Raw genomic sequence first — 22,630 nt, forward strand, 5'->3', positions numbered from 1 at the left:
GAAGAAATTTGGCGGTATTATTCGAAGGGGATTTATTCGACGGGGAGTGGGTCAATTCTTTTTCGGCGATCCTGGGTCAATTATAGACCGGCGGTAACAAATGGCGGCAAATTGCTCTATGCTCCCTCTACCCCTTATAGGGGTGAAGGTAGGCAGTTTTGGTGTGATCTTACCAATAAATAGGATTTGACATGACACTAATCGGTGTCCTATAATGAATACGACACCAAATGGTGTCTAATTAATCGGTGTCATTTTAGGAAATGATTATAAGGGGGAGGTGATTTGAACGAAAAAAGGTCAAATGCGGGACGTTTTTGCCGCCGTTGCTGATCCAACTCGGCGTAAACTGCTTCGTCTGTTAGCAGATGCGGAAGAATTGCCTCTTCATGAATTAACGATTCATTTTCAAATGGGGCGTACAGCGGTTTCCAAACATTTGGCTATCCTTAAAGACGCCGGTCTTGTAACCGACCGAAGAGTTGGTAGGGAAACGCGGTATCGGTTGAATGCCGCTCCGTTGAGAGAAATTCAGGATTGGGTATCTTTTTACGAGAAATTCTGGAAAGAAAGAATTGTGCTTTTAAAGGATTTACTACAAGAGGATTCAGGAGGAACAAAAATGAAACCAGATGTTTCACTAGATTTTCATTTTAAAAGTTCAATCGAGCAGGTGTGGTTTGCCTTAACAGATTCGGATACCCTCGCGAAATGGATAGGGATGGATAATGATTTTAAACCGGTCGTTGGGCATAAATTTCAGTTTCGGACCGAGCCAACAGAATGGTGGAATGGAATTATAGATTGCGAAGTACTCGAAGTGGACGAGCCTCAGAAGTTATCTTACACTTGGGTAAGCGGTTCGGAAAATACAACGGTTACATGGACTTTGAAAAAAGCTCCGGACGGTACTACCCATCTGCATCTTGAACAAACTGGATTCAAAAATGAACAAGCGAAAAACGGAGCGATTCATGGTTGGCAGAGAATGCTTGACCAGCTCGAAAAAGTGTTAGCATAACTGTGCAGGCGCTCATCAAGTCGCCCCCAACTTGATATGCGGATCAATCACGTAGCCATTAAGGTCGCAAAATCTACACATGATCGTCTTGAGGAACTATTAGCGAAGATGTTCGCATAGTGCGAGCTTTATATATTGAGGTGAATTTTATGAATTTAGGATTTAACTTTTATTTAGTCTTGGATGGAAATGGACAAGAAGCTGTTAATTTTTATGAAAACGCATTGGATGCAGAAATTGTTACAGTTGTTCTTGATGATGCGAATGAACGTGTACAACATGCACATTTAAAAGTGGGTAATACGGATTTTATGCTTTCAGATGAATTACCACCAAATAAAATCAAATCATCTCAGGTAACCCTATACATGCCGTTGAATGATGCAGAAAAAGCAAAAGAAGTATTTTGGAAATTGCAAGATGGTGGTCAAATAGTTTCGCCGATGCAAGAAACTCCCTGGAGCCCAGCACATGGAGTAGTAACAGACAGATTCGGCGTAACTTGGATCCTCAACACACGTAACTAATCATATAAATATAGCCTAGAATTTATGAGGCGATTGCTCTCCAGCTAATATCGGAAGCGATCGCCTCATTGTTTTGGAGCATTTATCATTGAACACTTGAGTCTTAGATGGCGTTTTATTGGGTAAATGGTGGCCAAAATCGACGGATGCTCCTTCTACCCCTACCCCATCAGGAGGAGCGAATTCGGGAATAAAAAACTTTACAGAATATGTATTCTGTCAACAAAATTTATCCGAACCCATTGAATTTACTTTACAGAATACGATGTAATGAAGGCAAAATTAACTTTTACAGAATACATAACCGATGAGGTGATCATGATCAACTACTTAGACCAATTTGAAACCTGGCTCAAACAAGAAGGAAAGGGTTTCCTATCTCCGACCCGTCGACTCTTCGAGAAATGGTATATGGAAACCAATCGTGTCGATTTCATCCCAAAAGACATTACGATCTTGGATGTCCAAGATTGGAAGCAACACATGCAAACCAACGAAAAATTGAAACCGGCCACCATCAATAAGCGAATTTCCTCCCTGAAAGTTTATTGGTCCTTTCTCATTGATACGGGTCTGGCTCCGGTTGATATCACGAAAAAGGTGAAAACCAAGCGCTCCTCTCAGGTCAACGAGGCTCCGCGCTGGTTAGAACGAAGAGAAGTGGCCAAAATTCTTCATTCTGTCGAAAGCGTCAAAAACGAATGGAAACGCAAGCGATAAAGCGACGATCATGATCTTGTTAAGAGCGAGCCTGCGGATCAGCGAAGTGAAAGATTTGGATTTGATGACGGTGGACGAAAGATATTGGTCACTGCCGGAAAAGGTGGTAAATGTCGCATGGTCTCCATGAATCCCGATTTGATTACCGCTTATAAGGAATGGATCGAGCAGCGCGGCCAGCTCGTAACCGACCGCCTCTTTGTTACCCGCAAAGGCGCGCCGATTACACGCCAGGGGATCCATGACCAATTAAAAAAATACTTCCTTGTCTTGGATGACAAAGAAGTATCTGCCCATTGCTTGCGCCATACCTTCTGCAAAAGCTTAATTGATCAAGGCGTGGATATTCAAAATGTGGCTGCGCTCGCCGGTCATGAATCCATCGAAACGACCCGGCGCTATACGACACCATCGGAAAGAGAGCTAAGAAAAGCCGTTGAGCTTATTAGTGAAGAACGGATGTAAACCACAAGTTATTAGCCGACACGGGTAACCCCTTAAATGATGAATAAATAATTGTGCCGGTTCCAAGCCATTACCCTGAAATACACAAAGAGCTACCCGAGAAGGGAAGCTCTTTTTCATGTATAAAAACAGGGGTCTAGGAGCCTTCAAGTGGTTTTTAGCTTTAATTCCAGCTTTCCATCAAAGGCGCTGAGGCGGTTCTTGTAAATCGATTACGTAATCACCAAATCGCTTGATATGTTCTGTTAGATAAGGGCTGAGTGCACTCAGATCGTCTGGGTCTATGTAATAACCTTCTCGCCTTAATTGACATGCAATTGGATTAAAGCAACCATTATCGAGTAAAAATTGTATGGGTAGATGTTCACATTGGTAGAAAAGAAGATTTAAGAGAGGGGCGCTATAATATAACCTGATCCTCTAAGTTTCTCCATAAGTGATGCGCTTCCCTGGCAATATGTTCTAATAAATCTGGCGGTGAAGTTGTAACAGCAGCACATCGTTTGATTAGATCGTCTAATTCCAATTTAAATGCTTCGAGATCTTTAGCTTCTTTAATAACCATTTGGTTGAAGTTGTGTAAAACCGGTAACACCTCATTACGTGGACGGCGTATCATTGTTCTGAGTGCATTTGCTTGGAGAAATAGGTTTTCAAATTTTTTTGTCATTTGTCTAACCCGATCATGAAGTTCATAATTTGATGTATCTAAATAATGGCTTATAAAGCTAAGATGATCCGCCATTTGCCTCAACCAAAAGTAATTTTCATGTATGGTTGCGTCGGCTGGTGAAACTCGCTTACCAGTCTGTAGTAATTTAAAGACTGACACAGTCTCTTCTGCTTCCCGTATCATATGATCGAGAAGTGATTGTGGAGTTGAAATAATGACTTCACACCGTAAAGCTTTATCCAGCGTATAGGTGAGTAAACTGTGAAATTCATGTGTCGCATGTTGAGCTTCATTAATCAAAGTTCCGACATCCGCTTTTTTTGATTTTGCTTTTTCCAATATCGTTCCCAAATGCTGAATCATATACTGGTTCGTACGGGCTAGTTCCACTTCATAATGGCTTATTTCTCTATCAAAAAATCGACCGTGATCAAAATTGTTTTGTACCCAAAAAGCTATTATCCCATAGATGTCTCTTTCATAATTATCCGTATAGGACATAGTCCCACCCCATTCTTGTTAGTAACTAATCATATGATTATGTAAGGCATTTGCCGCCATATGCCCAAAAAATGAAAAAAACGACTAGGGCGTGTCTGGTGAATCACTAATTGAGCCAAATCATCAGGGAAATCAAGCCGATGGCAGCAAAAAAAGTAAGCTACCCGTTTTTCATAACGAGTGGCGAAGCCGCGCCATTGTTTCAGACGAGTAATACAGCCTTCAATCACGTTTCGACTTTTTTGGACCGGCGTTCAGCCTGATCCCTACGTTCCGGGATTGATGAGGAATGCCCCGTTTAAGCAGAAGAAGTCGACAGGACGGATAGCTGTAACCACGGTCCGCAATGAGATGATCCGGCCTCTTACGAGGCCTTCCTTTTCCGAAACTGGGAACACAGATCGAGTCGAGCAAAGCTTGCAATTGGGTGCAATCATGTTGCTGACCCGGAGTGAGGGTAAAAGCAAGCGGACAACCTTTCCCGTCACAAGCGAGGTGAATTTTTGTCGTCAGATCTTCACGGCTTCGTCCGAGTGCCTCATTTTGGAAGCGAGGATCCCCCTTTTTTTGGCGCGCCTGCGGCTGCTGATGAGCTCGGACAATGGTGCTGTCGACGAAAACAAGCCAATCCACATCAGAAACGGCATGACAGTAGGTTTGGACATGCTTGAGCTAGCGATCTCATGTTCCACCTTTTTCCAACGCGTATTTAAGTGCTTCAGCTGTTTTTTGCGCAAAAGTTATGGGATTTTCTACAGATTGCCAATGGATAAACATCATCCGAGGTTTGTCAAACAGCCAATGATTATGCAAAGCCGTTACTAGAATATTTCGTTTTCGTAATGCGGAGATAAAACGGTTGACGTCTTTTTGTAAAATATGAGTTTCCCCAAGATTTAAAGCTCGCCCATTTTTATCGATCGATTCAAAGGAAAATAAAGCTGCCAATGTCAAAGGCGATTTAGACCGACGACCTTCAATGGTAACATGATGGGGGATAATCCGGGTTACGGTACAAACACCATTGACAATTTGAGGAGTTCCGCCAAGTATGGCTGCAAATCTTTTACAAACAGGACCTACTGTTTTCACCTCATAACCTCCTTTTACAATAAGGGTACAAATTAAGATATGAATTAAAATAAAATTGTGAAACTGCTATCCAACTAGGGCGTGTCTGGTATGTCAGATCCGGCTATATAGGGACTGCCCAAATTCATTAGATTACTGAGATTTTCGAGCAGGTCTTCTCTAATTGTTGAACTATAAGGGGTTAATCCGAGGTAAATCCAAATCTGGCCACATTAATTCTGCGTCACTTTTTGATCCATATGTCACTTTTAGAGCACTTTTGTGCTTATTGTATATGAGTGGGAAAATTTTTTTCATGATTTTTGTTCGTTATGTCACTTTTGGCTCATTCGGTCCCCATATATAAAATGAGGGAATTTTTTTGCTCATTATGTCCTTTTTCATTTATTCACTGTGCATAAATAGTGAACGGATTTTTTCGCGATTTTATGCGCGCACACCCCTGTTAGCGTCGTGTAATAGTAATGAGAGGACGTCCAATTGCGGGCGTCCTTTTTTCTATCCAAAGGATTGATTTGATGCGACAACCGGTGACTTGGGAACAGTTAAGCGTATCTTGGCCATCATCTCCATTGTTGTTGAGCTAATGAAATAAGATGCCCGAAATACTTGGGCAGCTACAAAAAACCTCTCCCCCACATTGGAGCGAGAATCCATTGATAGGAGGGGAATGTTCCTTCCACAAGGAAAGGAAAATCGATTTTTTTCGTCTCCGGCTGTGCGAAATGCTCCTCCCGCCGGTAATGTATAATGTACGGACAAAACGAAGGGGGCGATACCATGGTGAACAAGTATATCACCCGGGAGCAAGTGATGGTGATGATTGGACTAGCCCAGATTTTGATCGAACTGTTGAAGAGATAGAGGGAAGCCGCCGATGACTGGAGAACCCCCTAAAAAGGAGGCTGCCCAATCGCTTGGGTAGCCTTATGGTTTCGGGGTGATTTGGTTCTGACGCTTCATCCCTTTATTCGAAATTTTGATTCATTTTTTGATCATCCTATGATAAAATGTCAAGGAGATGGAAGCAAATTTCGCTTCTTTTTCTTGAAACGAAAAGTTGCGCTAAACTCTACGATGCGTTCTTATCCCATCTCGACAGGAGGAAATGAGTCCAAAAACGATTCAGACCTATCGAACGATTCTTACCGATGTGGAATCGTATGTAATCAAATCCAAAGGGAAAGTGCTTTTATCCTATATCCATTGATTTTTGGACCGATATCTTCCTAGACCGCGTTTCCATCCCACGAATAACGTCTGCTCTCTGGGTGGTTCTTTTGTTTATTTCAAACAAAAACTGTCATGACAAACGAATAGCCACAACCCAGACATGAAAATGTTTCCATGTTGAATTTCCAGACCATACTTGTTAACACCAAGTCAGAGAAGAACTACGCGCTCTTTTATAGTGGTTCGACCCTGGAACAAAAACTGTATAAATTCACTCAGCGGACAACCCTATGTCGACATCGAATGGTAAATGCGATGATCACGGACAGAAAAATGGTATTATTTTTCGAGTGAATTTCCAGACTTGGAACTATCAAGACAAGGAGAAGTGAATATTCACAAAAACACGAATTAACATCGTGGTGGCTTTTTATTGCCTTTTTCAGGTTAAAGCGGCTTCTGCGAAAGATTTAAAAAAGAGGTGTGCTGATTTATTTTCACAGAAAAAAAGCCATCCTTATGGACGGCTGATGAGCTGGCTATCATGGGGCTCCATTAAAGATACGTCGCATCATCGTATACGGTCTCTTTCCCCTGTATACTAATGATCTAGTTCATCATATGATGATTTCCCTTTGGGTGTGACAGAATGCTGACACCCAGCACCAATCGTTAACCAAAAACATATAATATTAGAAAGAGTTTTACTTCCATCTACTTCCCCGCTTTTACTCCATCCTTTTTCATTTCTTCCCCTACCCTAAATCAAACTTCCTTTTGTTCTATGAAAGGAGGTGATCGGTATGTGTTTCAGAAGAAGACACCGTCGTTGCTTCCGATTCTGTTGCCCGCGCCGCCGTCATCATCGCCGCCACCACCGTCGTCACCACCGCCGCCATCGCCATGAGTGCTAATAACTGTAAGGAAACGCTGTACTAAATAATACAAAGGGTTACTGACCCTCCAATAAAGAAAATACTGTCTTTCATTTATCAATTTGTTCTTACTACAAGGTCAGTAACCCTATTACATAAAATATTTTGTTCCTAATTTTCGTGGGCTGCCTACAGCGGTTGAACCTTAATTTTCTCGATTGAGATACTCCTTCAAGATTTCGCTGCATTCGACCTTGATCCACTCATTCAGGAACTTCATTTCCTGCCTATATCCTTTGTACTTGTAGGCTACATAGCGATACTCCGGTTCCTGTTTGATCTCGATGATTTCCCCTGGCGATCTTCTGAAATACCCCCGTAGTTCCGTCATGTCCTTTTCGGCGGTGAAAGCATTATTGCTGATAATCATCCGGAAGAGCAAGAAAAGGTGATTAAGTACAATGATCTTGTTGCAAACGCAGTTATTCTTCAGAATGTAGTGGACTTAACAGCCATGTTACGGGGGTTGACCAGAGACGGATACGGAATCGAAAGTGAAGCCGTGGCTACTTTGAGTCCTTACATGACCAGTCACATTAAGCGCTTTGGTGACTATGTAATTGACATGGACAATGCACCTGAGCCCCCAGAACCACAATTAATCCTGCCAACTAGCATTGTGGAATAGCAAGTCATAAACTAACCAGCTCCCTTAACGTGAAACAGGCAAGGGAGCTGGTGTTATTGTGGTTTGGGACAAATTTCCATTTATAACTGTATATTTTTACACGTATCTCGGACTTACCCCTATACCGTTAAACAGGTTTCAAAGATCGCGAACGTGACAGTGAAAACATTGCATCATTATCATAAAATTGGTCTTTTGCTGCCTTGCGAGGTGAACGATGCCGGTTATCGCCTCTACGGCAGGAAAGAACTGGAGCGTTTGCAGGAAATACTGTTTTACCGTGAACTCGACTTTCCTCTCAAGAAGATTAAAGAAATTTTGACTGGCGAGCATGATCGGATAAGGATACTGAAAGAGCAAAAAAGGCTGCTGCAGGCTCGTATGGAAAGAACAGCAGACCTGATTCAAACAATCAACGAATCGATCCGCTCTGCCGAGAAAGGAGAACCCATGGATCAAGCAGACATGTTTAAAGGTTTTGAAACGGAAGAAGAATGGCGTAACGCGATGCGTGAGCAGACTGAATATTTAAAAGAGAACTACGGCCACGACCTGGGAGAGAAACCGATCGTTCCCGAGGAGATGAATGAAGAGGCTAGAAAGGCCCAACAATTCATCACAGGTATGGCCCGCGCCCTTGCGAGCGGGATCAAGCATACTAACAGCCATGTTCAGCACTTGATCGATTCACATGTAGCCGGTCTCAAACAACGTCACCATATTGAAACACCGCGAGATTTTGCTGCAATGACGCGCTTCTTTTTGGATGATGATTTCCATCGTCAAATGCTTGAAAATCAACAGACTGGTCTTGCTTATTATCTATGCTTGGCAGCGGAGCATTTTGCGGACAAAATGAATTGATCAAATTCCGGGACACGGACACAAAAAGAGACTGTTATTCGAATAATTAAATACAGGGGGTGGACAAGATCAAAAAGGTACTGGCAGGTCTGTTGGCGTTTTTGTTCGTATTTGTTTTGTCATCCGAGCAATCCTATGCGGCTACGTTTGTCAGAGGCAAAGCCGTGGTTACATCAGAACACAGCACAAGCGTATTTTATGCCAAAGCGGGCGAGATCTACTTTAAAAATGACAATCTGGCTGATCGTGAATATATTGATATTCGCATTGAACTTTACAAGAAAGACGGGACGCTTGTGCAAACCCGTATTGGCAATGCATACAATTTTGTCTCCCACGCCGATTCCCCTTATACCGTTCCCGAAGACGGCTATTATTTCTTCCGACTGGTCAATGAGACTCCTGACAGCCACTGGTATGTCAAATATTCAGTTTCCGACCGGTCCCGTTTTTGGAATTGAACAGATAAAACCCATCATATGAATATGGTGGGTTTTTTTCTATACAAAAAAGGAGAGTTAAGCATGGAACCTTTTTGGCTGGAAATTGCAAAGCGAATTCAAGCGATTGCCCAATCAGGCCTGGCTTATTGCAAAGATCCCTTTGATCGGGAACGCTACCGGGAATTAAGAGAAATCAGTGCATGCATGGTCTCCCGCTATTCGGAAACATCCATGAAAAGGGTAAGAGGGCTTTTTTTGAACGAAACCGGTTATCAGACACCGAAGATTGACGTGAGAGCAGTGATCCTCCAAGATCAGCACATTCTGTTGGTAAAAGAGAGGAGCGACGGGAATTGGACACTTCCTGGGGGATGGGCGGAACCCGGGTTGTCTTTGGGAGAGAACATCGTAAAAGAGGTAAAAGAGGAGTCCGGATATGAGGTGGAGGCGGAGCGGATCCTCGCAATCTTGGATCGGAATCGGTACAACCACCCGCCTTCTCCGTATTCCATTTATAAAATTTTTGTTCTTGCACGACTGATCGGAGGCCAACCGTCCAGCAGCATCGAAACGGAAGCAGCAGCTTTTTATCCGGTTGATCATCTTCCCGATTTATCAACCGAACGGATTACCGGGGAACAAATACAGATGATGATCCAATTGGCGGCATCGGGGAAAACGCATCATGATTGAGGCGAAAAAGCGGCACTCACGCAAGAAAGAGTGCCGCTCGGTCTGTTCAGGAAAGGCGGGCCGTTCCGAAATGCACCAGTTGAATTCCTAACTTTTGCACGCGTTTTTTCACTTCCGGGTGAGTCAGTGTTTGCAATTCAGTGACCCGATAATCGGTCCAGGCGGACAGGCGCTTTAAATCATCGTCGATATAACCCGGGTGGCAGTTGAGTTCAGTCAGCCCTTCAGACAGATTTTCCAAATGCCCCAGAAGCTTGTTCAACCTGTCTTCCTGAAAATAAATATCCCCGATAAAAAACTTGGTCGTAGCAGGGTGGGAAGGAGGAAGTTCTGAGCGCTTGGAAACAAGGGGCATATTCATTTCTTGAAAGTTCAAAGTAAACGTATGCCGGGTCGGCAAATTTTCTTTCTTTGCCAATTCAAGAAATAACGGCCGGACAGACGGCATGATCTGAATATAATGATGTGAATCCAAATGCGTAATCTTGATCCCGGATGCTTTCACTTTCTCCCATTGGGCGGCCAATTCCTTGGCAATGTCTTCCGTCTTCCAGTTTTCGATTGTTTCTCTTGAGATCGGCCGAAAGTTCCCCTGATCGTCAACCAACGAGGGGATTTCTTCCGGGGGAAGGAGAGGGGCGCCGTAGGTAAGGTTAAAATGGAAGCCAATGCCGAGATCAGGCAGTTCATTGGCAAGGCTGACAGCATTGTCAAACCCGGGCATGTTGGCCATGATCGTGGTACTGGTCACAATCCCGTTTTGATGAGCTTCAACAATGCCACGGTTGACTGCGTCAGATAAGCCGAAATCATCTGCATTTACAATCAGGAAACGATGCATGGTTTCGTTTCATCCCCTTTTATTTTTATCTCTTTCTACTATTAGTTTAACATATCGTTTGTATCACTAATTAAAAGGAATCAGAACTTAACAAAATAGACAAAGAGGAAAATACTTAAAAACACTATTTCCATAACATTCAGTTCAACTGATTCAAAACGCAAATTGGTTTATGGTACATACAGTTGAATGTTCTGTAAATAACACTTCTAATTTCCCGGTATCTGGAACTTGCACTGATTCACCAGACAGACTCTAGTTTAAGCCAATATTTAAGCTTGGTGTAAGGTTCTCTTCAGACTGAGGAAAGGTAGTTTTATTACAGTTGAACCAAAGGGAGAAAAATCTAAAAAGAAATGAATGGAGCTGACTTTCATATGAGTACCTCAGTTATTGTGCAAACACAAGGTCTGTCCAAAACATATGGGGATATTAATTGTGTAAATAAAGTCAATCTTCACGTTCAAGAAGGAGAAATTTACGGGTTTCTGGGTCCAAACGGAGCGGGGAAAACAACTACACTAAAAATGCTGCTCGGACTCATCAAGCCTTCAGAAGGGGAAATCAAAATTTTCGGGGAAAGCCTGATGAGCAAACATCGCCCATCCATTCTGCAACGTACCGGATCGCTGATTGAATCTCCCTCCTATTACGGACATCTAACAGGACTTGAGAATATGAAGGTCATGCAGCGTCTGCGAAACGTACCAGATAAAAACGTACATGAGGCGCTTCGTATCGTAAGGCTGGAAAATCATAAACACAAAAAAGCTGAACAATATTCGCTCGGAATGAAGCAACGGCTGGGAATCGCTATGGCCCTGCTCTCCTTCCCCAAGCTGCTGATCCTCGATGAGCCGACGAACGGTCTTGATCCCGCAGGCATTGGTGAAATCCGGGAGCTCATCAAATCATTGCCCGCACGTTATGGAATAACTGTATTGCTCTCCAGCCACCTGCTTTCGGAGATCGAACAGATCGCTACTTCAGTAGGCATTATCAGCGAAGGAAATCTGCTGTTCCAGGGCAGTATGGCAAGCCTGCGGCAAAAAAGCAGAACCGCCATCTTTATAAAAACCGGAGACAATTCCAAAGCAGAGCAGCTGCTTCTCACTCAAGGCTACAGTCCGGTCCAAAGCGGCAGCCGGCTTGAGTTCGACAATCTTGAGGACACGGAGGTGGCGGAAATCAACAGACTGCTTGTTGAACATTACATTCCTGTCATACGGATCGAGGAGCAGAAGAAAAGTCTGGAGGATATTTTCCTGGAGTTGACGGGAAAGGAGAGGAGCTTGTGATCAAAATATTAGGACTTGAATACTTCAAAATCCGCCGCAAAAAAATATGGATCATGATTACATTATTTCTTGTTGTGGAGATGTTTTGGGCCTTCATGTCCATCAGCCGATCCATTGCCAGTAATCCGGATCAAGCCGTCTGGGAATCTGTCATTTTTAATATATCCTCCATGAATGGACTTTTTATGCCGATTATTTCGGTCATTGTCGTCTCCCGGATTTGTGATATGGAGCACAAGGGAGCGACCTGGAAAATGCTTGTTGCTACCAATGTGGGCCGCGGTCATCTCTACGCAGCGAAGTATATATGCACCAATAGTCTGCTCCTGTATGGCATCCTTGCACAGACTATACTCATGATCGTGTTTGGACTGTTAAAGCATTTTTCCGATCCTCTTCCTATCGAATTACTGATCCGGTTCATTTGGGGAACCCTACTGACGACTTTAGCAGTTACGGCACTTCATCAATGGATTTCTTTTGCCATCAAAAACCAGGCCTTTGCGCTGTGCTTAGGCATGCTTGGCGGCTTCATCGGAATGACTGCCGGACTGTTCCCTGCCACTGCCAGACATATCTTTATCTGGTCTTATTATTTGGATCTCAGCCCGGTTACTTATCAATATGCTGAGTTTTCAGGTAAGTATATAGCACAACCTGTAAGCCCCGGGATCTTAGTGGCCGCACTGACTATGACCGTCTTGTTCTATATAGCTGGAAGCATCCACGTAACACGGAAGGAAATCTGAGGAGGGGAACTGATGAAACGGAGTATTTCTGCTGAATGGCTTAAATTGCGGCATTCTCGTATCGGTCTTGTACTCGCTGTACTTCCTGTCATAAGCCTGCTGATTGGATGTACGAATTATTATTTTAACCAAGGTGCCCTGCAAAATAGCTGGTTCAGCCTGTGGACACAGGTCAGCCTTTTTTATGGTGAGTTTTTCCTTCCTATCCTGATCGCCATCTGCTGTTCCTATGTATGCAGGCTGGAGCATCTGAACCGAAATTGGAATATGATTTTGGACTCTCCAGTATCAGTCGCAAGTGTGTTTCTAGCCAAATTGATTGTTGTCAGCATTTTAATTTTGTTCGCTCAAGCACTTTTCATGGCACTCTACTGGCTTGCAGGTAACCTCTTCACCTTACCCGGACCTTTCCCTGTAGAGACTATAGGCTGGACGATACGCGGATGGTACGTTTCTCTGTCTATTAGCGCTCTGCAATTGGGACTGTCGTTAAGGATCCGCAGCTTTGCTACGCCGATCGGCATTAATCTGTGTGCGGTCTTGATTGGTCTGGCCATGTATACTGCCAAGCTGGGCATATTTTTCCCATTCTCGCTACTCACCATTGGCATGTGCGTGCTGAGCCAGAATAAGCTGACTGATATACAGAACATTCTGTTTTGGATGGTGAATATGGCTTACATTATTATTTTTGCATCGATGTCTATTCGCTGGTTGAGGAGCGATGATATTGTATCATCCTGATTGCACATAAGAGGTATTTTCTGATAAAAAAATATGGCTGGGTAATCTCATGTATAGAAATAATAATTTAATTATCAACTCGATAGAAAAGGAGCTTGTCCGTCCGCGACATGCTCCTTCCAATGTAACAATAATATTGCGCATGCGAAACAATATGCATGATGAGACAATCTGACTGGTTGTGCAAAATTCCATGCCACCGACTTTTTAATGATAAATGGTTACCACGATCACTTTATATCTTCGATTGTACAGGGAATTGCATAACTGCTTTTAGACCTCTTTGTTCCACGCCGCTTGAAAGAATAAGGCGACCGTGATGCGCCCGCATAATTCTTGACACCATGGGAAGCCCCAGACCGTGACCTTCCCGGGTAGCCCGCTTTCTCTTTGATGAATAGGGCAATTCGGTAATTTCCATCAATTGTTCCCGTGGAATTCCCCGTCCATTATCTCTTACGATAAAGTAATATTGGGATTTGTCCCTGGATAGAGAGGTTTCCAGTACGATTTTGCAACCCTGAGGGTTATGACATATACTGTTTTGGACAAGATTATGAATTGCCCGAAGCAGCAATTTCTCGTCCCCGATGATCTGAACTGCTTCAACAGTAAGTTTCAAATCAATGTTGTACCGGTCATCCAATCCGTTATTCAAAAAATCCGTGGCAACCTGTCGCGCTAAAACCGATAGTCGAATGGGCTTTAAATGCAAAGGTTGCATTTCATACTCAAGCATGGAGACCAGATTCAGGTCGCTTACAAGCGAGCGCAATTTCTCGCCCTGACGCCGTATGATACCAGCTAGATGCCTCTGATCCTTCGGCAAATCTGAATTATCCTCCATTTCACTTGCGTAGCCGAGAATGATTGAGAGTGGAGTCCGGATATCATGAGAAATCCCGGCAATCCAATTGGAGCGTGCTTCATCCCGTGCCTTCAATGCAGCCGTCTTGTTTTGTAGCTTAGCTGAGGCGGAATTAATACTCCGGGCCAAATCACCGAATATACCCTTGGAATCTAACTGGACCATTTGCTCCTTGGCAAGATTGTGGATTCCAGTAACAAGTGGACGTATCCCTCTTATGAGACGCGTGCCAATCGCAACAGAGATCAGGAGAGCCAGCCCCACATTTATGAATGACAGCAGTATAAGCCGCTGGGGTACCGACCTTAACCAATCGGAAAGAAAATTAAATTGATACTTCCAGTAGCTTTTCTTGGGATACCCCACCACAACCAGGTCATCACCATATTGAAAAATATAAACTGGATAGTCCATAAGATAATAACGCGAGAACTTGGCTACCTCGACTAGATTGTAGGATCGAGGAACATCATCAGGAAGATGGTAGCTCCATTGCACGTGTCCATCTTCATTGAGTAACATGGCCCAAGCCTGATTGTGCTGCAAAAGCCTGGCGGCATGCTCATCGAGGTGATAGCTGTCGTCCTGTCTGACCAAGCCTTGGGACACTTGCTTAAGCACGCCTTCCGGAGACGGGCGCTGGGTAAATTTCTTGAACACCAGTGTGCCCAGCAGTACGAAGTTAAAAATAAGTAGAAATATCGAAACAAAGATGGTCGTGGTGACAAACCGGCGTAATATGCGAATAATTCCTTCCACTCAACTTGTCTCCTTAACCAGCAGTTTATATCCCAGCCCTCTGACGGTGAGAAGATAGAGCGGTTTGGAGGGATCAGGCTCGATTTTTTCGCGTACCCGTCTGATATGGACCATTAATGTATTTTCGTAGCCGTAGCTGTCATCTCCCCAGACAGCCTTGCACAAGGCATCGCTTGTGACAATTCGACCTTGGTTTTCATACAATTTTACAAGAATAGCATGCTCCTTTGCCGTCAATGGAATCTCATTTTGATTCCTGTGCACTACCGCGCTATTCAAATCAATGATCTGTTCCCCTAATTGGAAGACAGGCAGACGCTCCGCCACGGGAGAAGAGTAGACTCGCTTTAAAATCGCCATCAGACGCAATACCAGTTCGCGCGGCAGAAACGGCTTCACAATGTAATCATCCGCACCCAAACCGAGTCCGAGCAACCGATCTTCATCCTCACCCCGGGCGGAGAGAAAAAGGACTGGCATATCCGAAAAACGTCTGATGGAAGACAAAAGAAAGAAACCATCTCCATCAGGCAGCATGACATCGAGAATGGCAATATCCGGATTGCCTGTGCGGCAGATCGATAGGGCTGTAGCGCAGTCGGCAGCTGTATAAATGCGAAAAAAACCCTCTTTTCTTAAAAATCTTTCAATCATAATTCTGATTTCCGTTTCATCATCTACAATTAATATTTTTTTGTTTCTTAAATTCTCCATGCGGTATCACCCGATTTTATTATACATGAATAGGGGATTCCTTAAGCGAACCTATTATTCATCTTATTGATCTAGCCACAGTTCAATCGCTCATTGAGTTCCGTCTGCTTGGACGATTTCACAGTCAGGATACATGAACGGACTCCCATCAATGGATCCTTATTTATTTAATGCCAATTCCTAATATTCACCTAAACTAATTCAAAATGCAAATCAGTTTACAATACATACACACGAAAATTTCGAATAGTATAAGGAGGCATTGGCTGATCCGATCTTTACCGTTATACAACAAATGCCCCGAAACGCGACTGTTTCAGGGCATACTCTGAGTATAAGGATAACTCAACGAGAAGAAAAAGTCTATTCTCTTTTTGAAATATAAACTATATTTTTAAAGCATGTTTGGAGACAAGGGAGGTGAATGGTGATGGAAAGAAGGAAATTAGGGAGTTTGGAAGTATCCGCTATCGGACTCGGCTGTATGGGCATGTCCGAATTTTATGGAGAGACAAATGAAAAGGAAGCGATTGCCACCATTCATCAAGCGTTTGATTTTGGCGTCAACTTTTTCGATACAGCTGATCTGTATGGTGTTGGGGGAGCAAATGAAATCCTTGTTGGCAAAGCATTAAAGGGACGCCGATCAGAAGCGATTGTTTCAACCAAATTTGGAGTGGTCCGCAACGCACAAGGGGATATAACAGGGCTGAACGGACATCCCCGATATGTAAGAAGAGCGATTGAAGGCAGTTTGCGCAGGCTCGGGATGGATTACATTGACCTTTATTATCTGCACATGCCGGATCCAAATGTGCCGATCGAAGAAACAGTGGGAGCCATGGCAGATCTGGTGAAAGAAGGAAAGGTCCGCTTCCTCGGGCTTTCCAATGTGGATGCTGATCTTTTAGTCCGTGCCGTCAGCGTGCATCCGATCACAGCTTTACAGACGGAATACTCCATATGGAACAGAGACGTCGAGGAAATCCTGCCGGTCGCCCGTGATTCAGGAATTGGCCTTGTCGCTTACAGCCCGCTTGGAAATGGTTTTTTAACAGGTAAAATCAAGGAATACGATGACTTTGCGCAGAATGATATCAGACGTCGTTTCACACGATTTAAAGAGGAAAACTTCAAAAAGAACCTGAACTTAGTGACGGAGCTTGAAAAAATCGCAAGAGAAAAGGAAGCAACTGCTTCGCAAATTGCCTTGGCCTGGGTATTGTCTCAAGGGGATGATATTGTGCCCATCCCAGGGACCAAACGAAGAAAGTATCTGAGGGAAAATATCGAGGCGGTGAAAATCACCTTAACCAACAGGGATCTTCACCGATTGAACGAGATGGCAAAGCGTTTCTCCGTCAAAAGCGAACTTTAGCGAGTATTTTATCTTGATCAAGCTGAGCCGTTGACCAATAAGAAAAGGAGAGGATCAAAATCCTTCTCCTTTTTCTCATTTTATAAGGTTTCTGCAGCAGATTGGGGAGTGTTGACATGTTGTGCGGTTTCTTTTTTTCGGTTCAATATGAGGTTGAGGATGATGGCCGTTAAGCTGCCAATGACAATTCCGTTGTCCACGATTACCCGGATGGACTCGGGGATTTCTTTAAATACTGAGGGAACGACGGAGATTCCCAGTCCGATGCCGATGGAGCAGGCAACGATGAGCAAATTCTCGTTTTGTTTGAAATCAACGGTGGAGAGAATGCGAATTCCCGAAGTAATAACCATTCCAAACATCGGTACCATTGCTCCTCCCAGGACCGCATTGGGGACAATGGTTGTGATCGCCGCGATTTTGGGAAGCAACCCCAAAACCATCAAGATGAGACCGGCGGCGACAATAACTGAACGAGATTTGATTTTGCTAAGGGCGACAAGACCGACATTCTGCGAAAAACTGGTGTAGGGAAAAGAGTTGAACATCCCGCCGATCACATAGGCCAATCCTTCTGCCAAGAAACCTTTTTTGACGTCATTATCGCTTAATTTTTTTTCGCACAAGTCGGCCAGGGCCATGAAGACACCCAAAGATTCGATCATACTGACGATGGCAACCAGGGTCATCGTAAGGATGGAGGACAGGTGAAACTGCGGTAAACCAAAATGGAAGGGTTCCACGAGTTGAAACCATTTTTCTTTACTGACGGAGGTAAAGTCAACAATTCCCAATCCCCAAGCCACGGCCGTGCCGATGATCATGGCGATCAAAACGGAAATCGAGCGAATGTAGCCTTTGAAAAAGCGGTTAAGCAAAATTACAATGGCCAAGGTGAGAGCAGCCAAACCCAAATTTTCGATTTTTCCAAAGGACTGCGAACCTTGTCCGCCTGCGACATTGTTCATTGCTACGGGAATCAGCGAGACGCCGATCGTGGTGACGACCGAACCGATGACGACAGGCGGGAACCACTTGACAATCTTGCTGAAAATCTGTGAAACGATCATCACGATGATTCCGGAAGCGATGATGGAACCGTAGATTGCCGGTAATCCTTCAAGTTTGCCGATGGTGATCATCGGTGGGACGGCAGTAAACGTGCAACCCAGGATAATCGGGAGTTTGACGCCGAGGAATCGCCCGCCTGCCACTTGCAAGAGAGAGGCAATTCCGCAGGTAAACAGGTCAATCGAAATCAGGTAAGCCAAGTCTTGTTGATTCATTCCCAAGGAAGACCCGACGATCAAGGGAACAACAACTGCTCCGGCATACATGGCCAGTACATGTTGAAATCCCAAAAATAAAGTCTTCCAGATCCCTAAATTATTCATAAGAAACCTCCTGAGATGAGAAGTGAACGATTGGTGGATCGAAAGAGAAAAAACGATATAAAAAACGAACAATTACATTAATATAATAACGCATTGTTCTGTTTTTGCAAATGTTTATCCAATCAAGCCGCCAGAGCGATTCTAAGCGGGTTTAGAGCCTTTTTATTTTTTTGATAGGTTTGGGTATTGGAAATAAGAAAAACGGCCTTAGAATCGAAATAAGAAGGTTGTTATTTTCGGGAATAAAGGAAGAAAGAATCTTAAAAGGATATATTTACCCCGATTGGCCGGAAGGATACCAGGGATGAAGAAGATCCATTCGGCACCCGAAAAACTATGATACCAATTAAAATTCCTCATCAGAATCCAATTCTTCAATAAAATCCTTTAAGTCATTTGCCAGGTTATTAAGAGTGAAACTCTTACTGTGGTTGATCTGCTCCAAGCGGTCAACGGCACGCTGGATGATATTTTTAGCTTGTCTCAAGTCTTGAATCGTCAGATCCAGTTGATATCTTTTATCCAATTGTAAGCCCTCCAGAAAATGATTTGTCTAATACAATAGTGGTAGACCGGGAATAAGTCAAGTTGAAAGAATTATCCGAACTATGTATTTTGCAAATTGGTTTGCGCTAAAAACAGGATACAACCAATCGTCGGAATGCCACCATGAATAAATGCTGCCAGAAGCAAGATGGTGATTATCGCATGTACAGGGAGAAGCATCAGCCGGTTTGCCGAGTAATATTTTGCGGTTGAAAAAACTGAAGACAGTTTCTGTAAGAGAGATCTTCAGGTTGGAAATGATGATCAGAGAAACCGGGGTTATATGGGTGTTTTCGGATTACATAAACAGGGATAAAAGGAGATGAATAGGAGAAAAATCGCCTCCTGATCCCCTGTAATCCCCTCACATACCGTAACAAAATATTTGTTTTGTTACGGTATGTAAATCTGATCTTCTTCCTTTGGCAAAATTTTGGTTTCCTCTTATTCATATCTTCTGTTTCTCTCGTCTCTGTCTCGTTAGAAAAAGTTAACTATAGTTTTGAGAAATTATTTTCTTTTAAATCGTATTAAAACCACAAGAGGTCCGATTAATTAATCGGACCTCTTGTGAAAATCATCTACCCTATTTTATTCCGGTGGTTGCGATCCCTCGGATAAAGTGGCGTTGGAAAATCAGGAAAACAATGATAATCGGAATCGTCATGATCATTGTTCCGGCCAGAATATGATTCCAGAAAGCGTTATATTCCCCGTACAATGTGCTTAAACCGACAGGCAAAGTATACATTTCTTCTGAACTGGCCAGGAGATTGGGCCACATAAAGCTGTTCCAGTTGCCCATAAATATGAAAATCGTTTGTGTGGCCAAAGCCGGTTTGCTCAGGGGCAAAATGATCTTCCAAAAAACGCCCCACCGTGAAAGTCCGTCAATAAAACCCGCCTCCTCCAACTCCCTGGGAATTGATAGGAAAAACTGGCGCATGAGAAAAATGCCGAAGCAGTTTACCATCCAGGGGATGGTCAGACCATAATAGGTATCGACCCAATTCAATTTGCTTAGGAGAATATAGATCGGAACCAGTATAACCTGAGGAGGAATCATCATAATCCCCAGGACGAGGTAAAACAAAAATGACCTGCCCCGAAACGGAATTCTTGCCAATGCAAACCCGGCCATTGAATTGATTATCAGATTCCCCACCGTGACAACAGCGGCGACAATTAAGCTGTTGATAAACCACTGAAAAAAGGGGTATTCATGGCTGAAGATCAAATTCGTATAGTTCTCCATGGTCAATCTGGATACAGGCACCCACCATTTGTTTGTATCGGGAGTCAACTTAAGCGAAGTGAAAAACGACCACAGAAACGGAAAAAGTGTGATACAGGCATAGCCGATGGCGATAATGTAAAGGAATATTCGTGCCGCTCTTTTCCACATGGAAACTGATCCTCCTCGACTCCGCATTATTGATAAGTCTCATCCTTGAAAATTTTCCTTTGGATGATTGTCAAAATTAAAATAACGGCAAACAGGAAAAAGGCAATGGCTGAAGCATAACCCATATCAAATTGCTTGAACGCTTCATTATACAGGTATAAAACGACGGTCAAAGTGGCGTCCAAAGGGCCGCCGTCCCCTTTGGAAATGATGTACATTTGGTCAAATACCTGAAATGTCCCGATAATGGACATCACAACGATAAAAAAAGTGGTTGGTTTCAAAAGCGGCAAAGTAATATGCCAAAATTGCCGCCATCCCCCTGCCCCGTCCACTCTTGCCGCTTCGTACAAATCTTGCGGAATCTCCTGCAAGCCGGCAAGGTATATCACCATAAATTGCCCGACTGTCGTCCAGATCGCCATCAGCATGATTGAGGGCAAAGCAAAATCAACATCCATCAACCAGCTTCTTCCCTGAATCCCGAACTGGGACAGAAATAAATTGACCAAACCCTCTTTTTTGAAAAGGTAGAGAAACATAACGGAAACGGCTACAGATGAAGTGACGGTCGGCAAAAAATAAGTAACGCGAAAAAAAGTTTTCCCCTTGATCTTGCTGTCTACGATCAGTGCCAATAACAGAGAAAGGCTGACTTGAACCGGTACGACTCCCAGGGAATAAAGCGTGGTATTCCAGAGAGCGCGATGGAATCGCTGATCTGTAAATAAGCGCAAATAGTTATCCAACCCGACAAACGAGGACAATTCGGGATTAAGGAAAGAAAAATGCTGAAAGCTGAGATAAAAGGCATAAAGGATCGGACCGATAAAAAATGCGGATAAACAGGCCACTGCCGGCAAAACGAACAGATAACCCATAAATGGATCGCTCGTCCAGCGCTTTTTCCGTTTCATGTTTTCACCCCGCCTGATGAAAAAAGAGAGAGCAAAAAGCGCTCTCTTTGATTATTGTTTTTTGTTCGCTTGTTGCTCTGCCGCAGCTAACGCCCTGGCTACATCATGTTCTTGTCCCAATACCAGTGACTCGGCGGCCTTGTTGACAGCATCCACCAAGGCGGACCCGGCATCGCCGTATTGGAAGGGCTGGGCGTATTTCGCTCCGTTGACAAAAGCGGCCCGTTCAGGATAGGTTTGAATGAACTTTTCTCCCATCGCTTTTCGGGACGGCAAGGCTAACCCGCTTTTCACCACATAGGATTGCCCCTTTTCGCTGGTGAGGAAATTGATTAATTGAAACGCGATATCTTTATGCTCACTCCGTTTGGACATCACGTAAGCTACCGTAAACGCCAGGTTGGAATTCGGTTTTCCGGCTGCTTTGACCGGCAGTTCCGCAATCCCGTAGTCGAGATCCGGAGCCTTTTCCTTGAGGAACGGAATCAGCCAGCCTCCCTCGATCACCATCGCGGATTTCCCCTCGGCAAATGCGTCTCCGCTCCATTGAAATCCCATATTTTTCGGGGTGTCAGCACTGTGATCTTTCGTAAACAAATCAGTGAAAAATTGCAGGGCTTCCCGATTTTGCGGACTATTGAGATCCGGTTTGCCTTGGTCATCGATCACCTTTCCTCCGTTTTGATAGAGAAAAGGTTGAAACCTCGCGAGTTCTGGATTGATAACTAGTCCCTTATGTTCGCTGGTCGTTAACGCTTTTGCTGCCGCACGCAGTTCATCCCATGTTTTTGGAACGGCAACTCCCTTTTCTTTCAGTATTTTTTTATTGTAAAAAAGAGCGAGCGTATTATAATCTTTGGGAATCCCGTAAGTATGGCCGTTCTTTTGGAAAGCTCGGACCAGTGAATCCTCAAAATCATTTAAGTTCACTTTCTCTTTTTTTATATAAGGATCAAGCGGTTCCAATACTTGATAACGGATGAGATCAGGAGCATACATGCTGTCCAGATAAAAAATATCCGGTTCCTTATGGGCTCCGATCATGGTTTGGATTTCCTTGAGGTAGTCATCCGTGAGCGACTCGATCTTGACATCCACGCCAGCATGCTCTTTCTTGAATTCGTTGACCTGCGCCTCCAGAATTTGTTTTTCCGCCGGTGAAGAGAGAGCAGCCCCGATTCGAATCTCTTTTTTGCTGCTTGATCCCCCTGCGGCGCATCCCGTCAACACCAGTGAAGTCAGTAACAGGATCGCGAGGAATTGTCTGAAAAGGCTCATATTT

General features: G+C 43.8%; 24 protein-coding genes and 2 pseudogenes. 13 read left to right on the top strand and 13 right to left on the bottom strand.

What is annotated here, in order from left to right:
* Window positions 1-304: 304 nt before the first annotated feature.
* The 5 genes and pseudogenes from I8U18_RS17815 to I8U18_RS14105 form a co-directional block, all read left to right on the top strand.
* A pseudogene (locus I8U18_RS17815) lies at window positions 305-520 on the top strand (ArsR/SmtB family transcription factor); the annotation flags it as partial.
* A gap of 102 nt (window positions 521-622) precedes the next feature.
* On the top strand, window positions 623-1,021 hold the full coding sequence (locus I8U18_RS17820) for an SRPBCC family protein (protein WP_232331141.1): 399 nt from the start codon (window positions 623-625) through the stop codon (window positions 1,019-1,021).
* Window positions 1,022-1,170: 149 nt separating this feature from the next.
* Entirely contained in the window at window positions 1,171-1,548 is a 378-nt protein-coding gene (locus tag I8U18_RS14095) for a VOC family protein (protein WP_198059763.1), read from the top strand.
* Window positions 1,549-1,818: 270 nt separating this feature from the next.
* On the top strand, window positions 1,819-2,268 hold the full coding sequence (locus I8U18_RS14100) for a site-specific integrase (protein ID WP_198056230.1): 450 nt from the start codon (window positions 1,819-1,821) through the stop codon (window positions 2,266-2,268).
* A gap of 117 nt (window positions 2,269-2,385) precedes the next feature.
* Complete coding sequence (locus tag I8U18_RS14105) at window positions 2,386-2,733, top strand: tyrosine-type recombinase/integrase (RefSeq protein WP_232331140.1); 348 nt, start codon at window positions 2,386-2,388, stop codon at window positions 2,731-2,733.
* A gap of 180 nt (window positions 2,734-2,913) precedes the next feature.
* Here I8U18_RS14105 and I8U18_RS18445 read toward each other — a convergent pair.
* From I8U18_RS18445 to I8U18_RS14130, 5 genes and pseudogenes are all read right to left on the bottom strand, one after another.
* Window positions 2,914-3,051: pseudogene (locus tag I8U18_RS18445) on the bottom strand (Tn3 family transposase); the annotation flags it as partial.
* An 82-nt stretch (window positions 3,052-3,133) separates the two neighbouring features.
* Complete coding sequence (locus tag I8U18_RS14115; protein ID WP_198056228.1) at window positions 3,134-3,907, bottom strand: DUF2935 domain-containing protein; 774 nt, start codon at window positions 3,905-3,907, stop codon at window positions 3,134-3,136.
* 222 nt (window positions 3,908-4,129) lie between these two features.
* A complete protein-coding gene (locus I8U18_RS18260) occupies window positions 4,130-4,540 on the bottom strand; it encodes a transposase (protein ID WP_198056227.1) in 411 nt (136 codons plus the stop codon).
* Between the two features lie 48 nt (window positions 4,541-4,588).
* On the bottom strand, window positions 4,589-4,999 hold the full coding sequence (locus I8U18_RS14125; RefSeq protein WP_370589403.1) for a DUF1259 domain-containing protein: 411 nt from the start codon (window positions 4,997-4,999) through the stop codon (window positions 4,589-4,591).
* A gap of 2,253 nt (window positions 5,000-7,252) precedes the next feature.
* Window positions 7,253-7,438 (bottom strand): YhjD family protein, encoded by a 186-nt coding sequence (locus I8U18_RS14130; RefSeq protein WP_198059766.1) that lies wholly within the window; start codon window positions 7,436-7,438, stop codon window positions 7,253-7,255.
* A 24-nt stretch (window positions 7,439-7,462) separates the two neighbouring features.
* Here I8U18_RS14130 and I8U18_RS18265 point away from each other — a divergent pair, with 24 nt between their 5' ends.
* From I8U18_RS18265 to I8U18_RS14150, 4 genes are all read left to right on the top strand, one after another.
* Window positions 7,463-7,735 (top strand): Tn3 family transposase, encoded by a 273-nt coding sequence (locus tag I8U18_RS18265; RefSeq protein ID WP_370589272.1) that lies wholly within the window; start codon window positions 7,463-7,465, stop codon window positions 7,733-7,735.
* Window positions 7,736-7,825: 90 nt separating this feature from the next.
* Window positions 7,826-8,599, top strand: a complete 774-nt coding sequence (locus tag I8U18_RS14140) for a MerR family transcriptional regulator (RefSeq protein WP_198064902.1) — start codon at window positions 7,826-7,828, stop codon at window positions 8,597-8,599.
* A 59-nt stretch (window positions 8,600-8,658) separates the two neighbouring features.
* Window positions 8,659-9,060 (top strand): hypothetical protein, encoded by a 402-nt coding sequence (locus I8U18_RS14145; RefSeq protein WP_198056226.1) that lies wholly within the window; start codon window positions 8,659-8,661, stop codon window positions 9,058-9,060.
* 63 nt (window positions 9,061-9,123) lie between these two features.
* Window positions 9,124-9,735: an NUDIX hydrolase gene (locus I8U18_RS14150; protein WP_198064870.1), complete on the top strand. Its 612-nt coding sequence runs from the start codon at window positions 9,124-9,126 to the stop codon at window positions 9,733-9,735.
* A gap of 46 nt (window positions 9,736-9,781) precedes the next feature.
* On the opposite strand, the gene I8U18_RS14155 is transcribed toward I8U18_RS14150, so the two are convergent.
* Window positions 9,782-10,576, bottom strand: a complete 795-nt coding sequence (locus tag I8U18_RS14155; RefSeq protein WP_198064871.1) for a carbohydrate deacetylase — start codon at window positions 10,574-10,576, stop codon at window positions 9,782-9,784.
* A 377-nt stretch (window positions 10,577-10,953) separates the two neighbouring features.
* Between I8U18_RS14155 and I8U18_RS14160 the strand changes: the two genes are divergently transcribed.
* From I8U18_RS14160 to I8U18_RS14170, 3 genes are read left to right on the top strand one after another with little or no spacing between them, the layout of a single operon-like run.
* Window positions 10,954-11,874 carry an ATP-binding cassette domain-containing protein gene (locus I8U18_RS14160; protein WP_198064872.1) on the top strand — a complete coding sequence of 307 codons (921 nt, stop codon included), beginning with the start codon at window positions 10,954-10,956 and terminating at the stop codon, window positions 11,872-11,874.
* A complete protein-coding gene (locus tag I8U18_RS14165) occupies window positions 11,871-12,623 on the top strand; it encodes an ABC transporter permease (protein WP_198064873.1) in 753 nt (250 codons plus the stop codon). Before I8U18_RS14160 ends, I8U18_RS14165 begins: the two co-directional genes overlap by 4 nt.
* 12 nt (window positions 12,624-12,635) lie before the next feature.
* Window positions 12,636-13,367 (top strand): ABC transporter permease, encoded by a 732-nt coding sequence (locus tag I8U18_RS14170; RefSeq protein ID WP_198064874.1) that lies wholly within the window; start codon window positions 12,636-12,638, stop codon window positions 13,365-13,367.
* A 235-nt stretch (window positions 13,368-13,602) separates the two neighbouring features.
* On the opposite strand, the gene I8U18_RS14175 is transcribed toward I8U18_RS14170, so the two are convergent.
* Complete coding sequence (locus I8U18_RS14175; protein WP_198064875.1) at window positions 13,603-14,994, bottom strand: sensor histidine kinase; 1,392 nt, start codon at window positions 14,992-14,994, stop codon at window positions 13,603-13,605.
* The gene (locus I8U18_RS14180) at window positions 14,995-15,708 is read right to left on the bottom strand and encodes a response regulator transcription factor (RefSeq protein ID WP_198064876.1); all 714 of its coding nucleotides are present in this window, start codon (window positions 15,706-15,708) and stop codon (window positions 14,995-14,997) included.
* A gap of 430 nt (window positions 15,709-16,138) precedes the next feature.
* Between I8U18_RS14180 and I8U18_RS14185 the strand changes: the two genes are divergently transcribed.
* The gene (locus I8U18_RS14185; protein WP_033102053.1) at window positions 16,139-17,086 is read left to right on the top strand and encodes an aldo/keto reductase; all 948 of its coding nucleotides are present in this window, start codon (window positions 16,139-16,141) and stop codon (window positions 17,084-17,086) included.
* Between the two features lie 80 nt (window positions 17,087-17,166).
* On the opposite strand, the gene I8U18_RS14190 is transcribed toward I8U18_RS14185, so the two are convergent.
* The 5 genes from I8U18_RS14190 to I8U18_RS14210 form a co-directional block, all read right to left on the bottom strand.
* A complete protein-coding gene (locus tag I8U18_RS14190) occupies window positions 17,167-18,480 on the bottom strand; it encodes a nucleobase:cation symporter-2 family protein (protein WP_198064877.1) in 1,314 nt (437 codons plus the stop codon).
* A 346-nt stretch (window positions 18,481-18,826) separates the two neighbouring features.
* The gene (locus tag I8U18_RS14195) at window positions 18,827-19,006 is read right to left on the bottom strand and encodes a hypothetical protein (protein ID WP_033102052.1); all 180 of its coding nucleotides are present in this window, start codon (window positions 19,004-19,006) and stop codon (window positions 18,827-18,829) included.
* 606 nt (window positions 19,007-19,612) lie between these two features.
* Window positions 19,613-20,431, bottom strand: a complete 819-nt coding sequence (locus I8U18_RS14200; protein ID WP_198064878.1) for a carbohydrate ABC transporter permease — start codon at window positions 20,429-20,431, stop codon at window positions 19,613-19,615.
* Between the two features lie 26 nt (window positions 20,432-20,457).
* The gene (locus tag I8U18_RS14205; RefSeq protein WP_198056221.1) at window positions 20,458-21,348 is read right to left on the bottom strand and encodes a carbohydrate ABC transporter permease; all 891 of its coding nucleotides are present in this window, start codon (window positions 21,346-21,348) and stop codon (window positions 20,458-20,460) included.
* 51 nt (window positions 21,349-21,399) lie between these two features.
* A complete protein-coding gene (locus I8U18_RS14210) occupies window positions 21,400-22,626 on the bottom strand; it encodes an ABC transporter substrate-binding protein (protein WP_198056220.1) in 1,227 nt (408 codons plus the stop codon).
* Window positions 22,627-22,630: the final 4 nt, after the last annotated feature.

The organism is Thermoactinomyces sp. CICC 10522 (genome assembly GCF_016055075.1).
GTDB classification, from domain to species: domain Bacteria; phylum Bacillota; class Bacilli; order Thermoactinomycetales; family Thermoactinomycetaceae; genus Thermoactinomyces_A; species Thermoactinomyces_A daqus.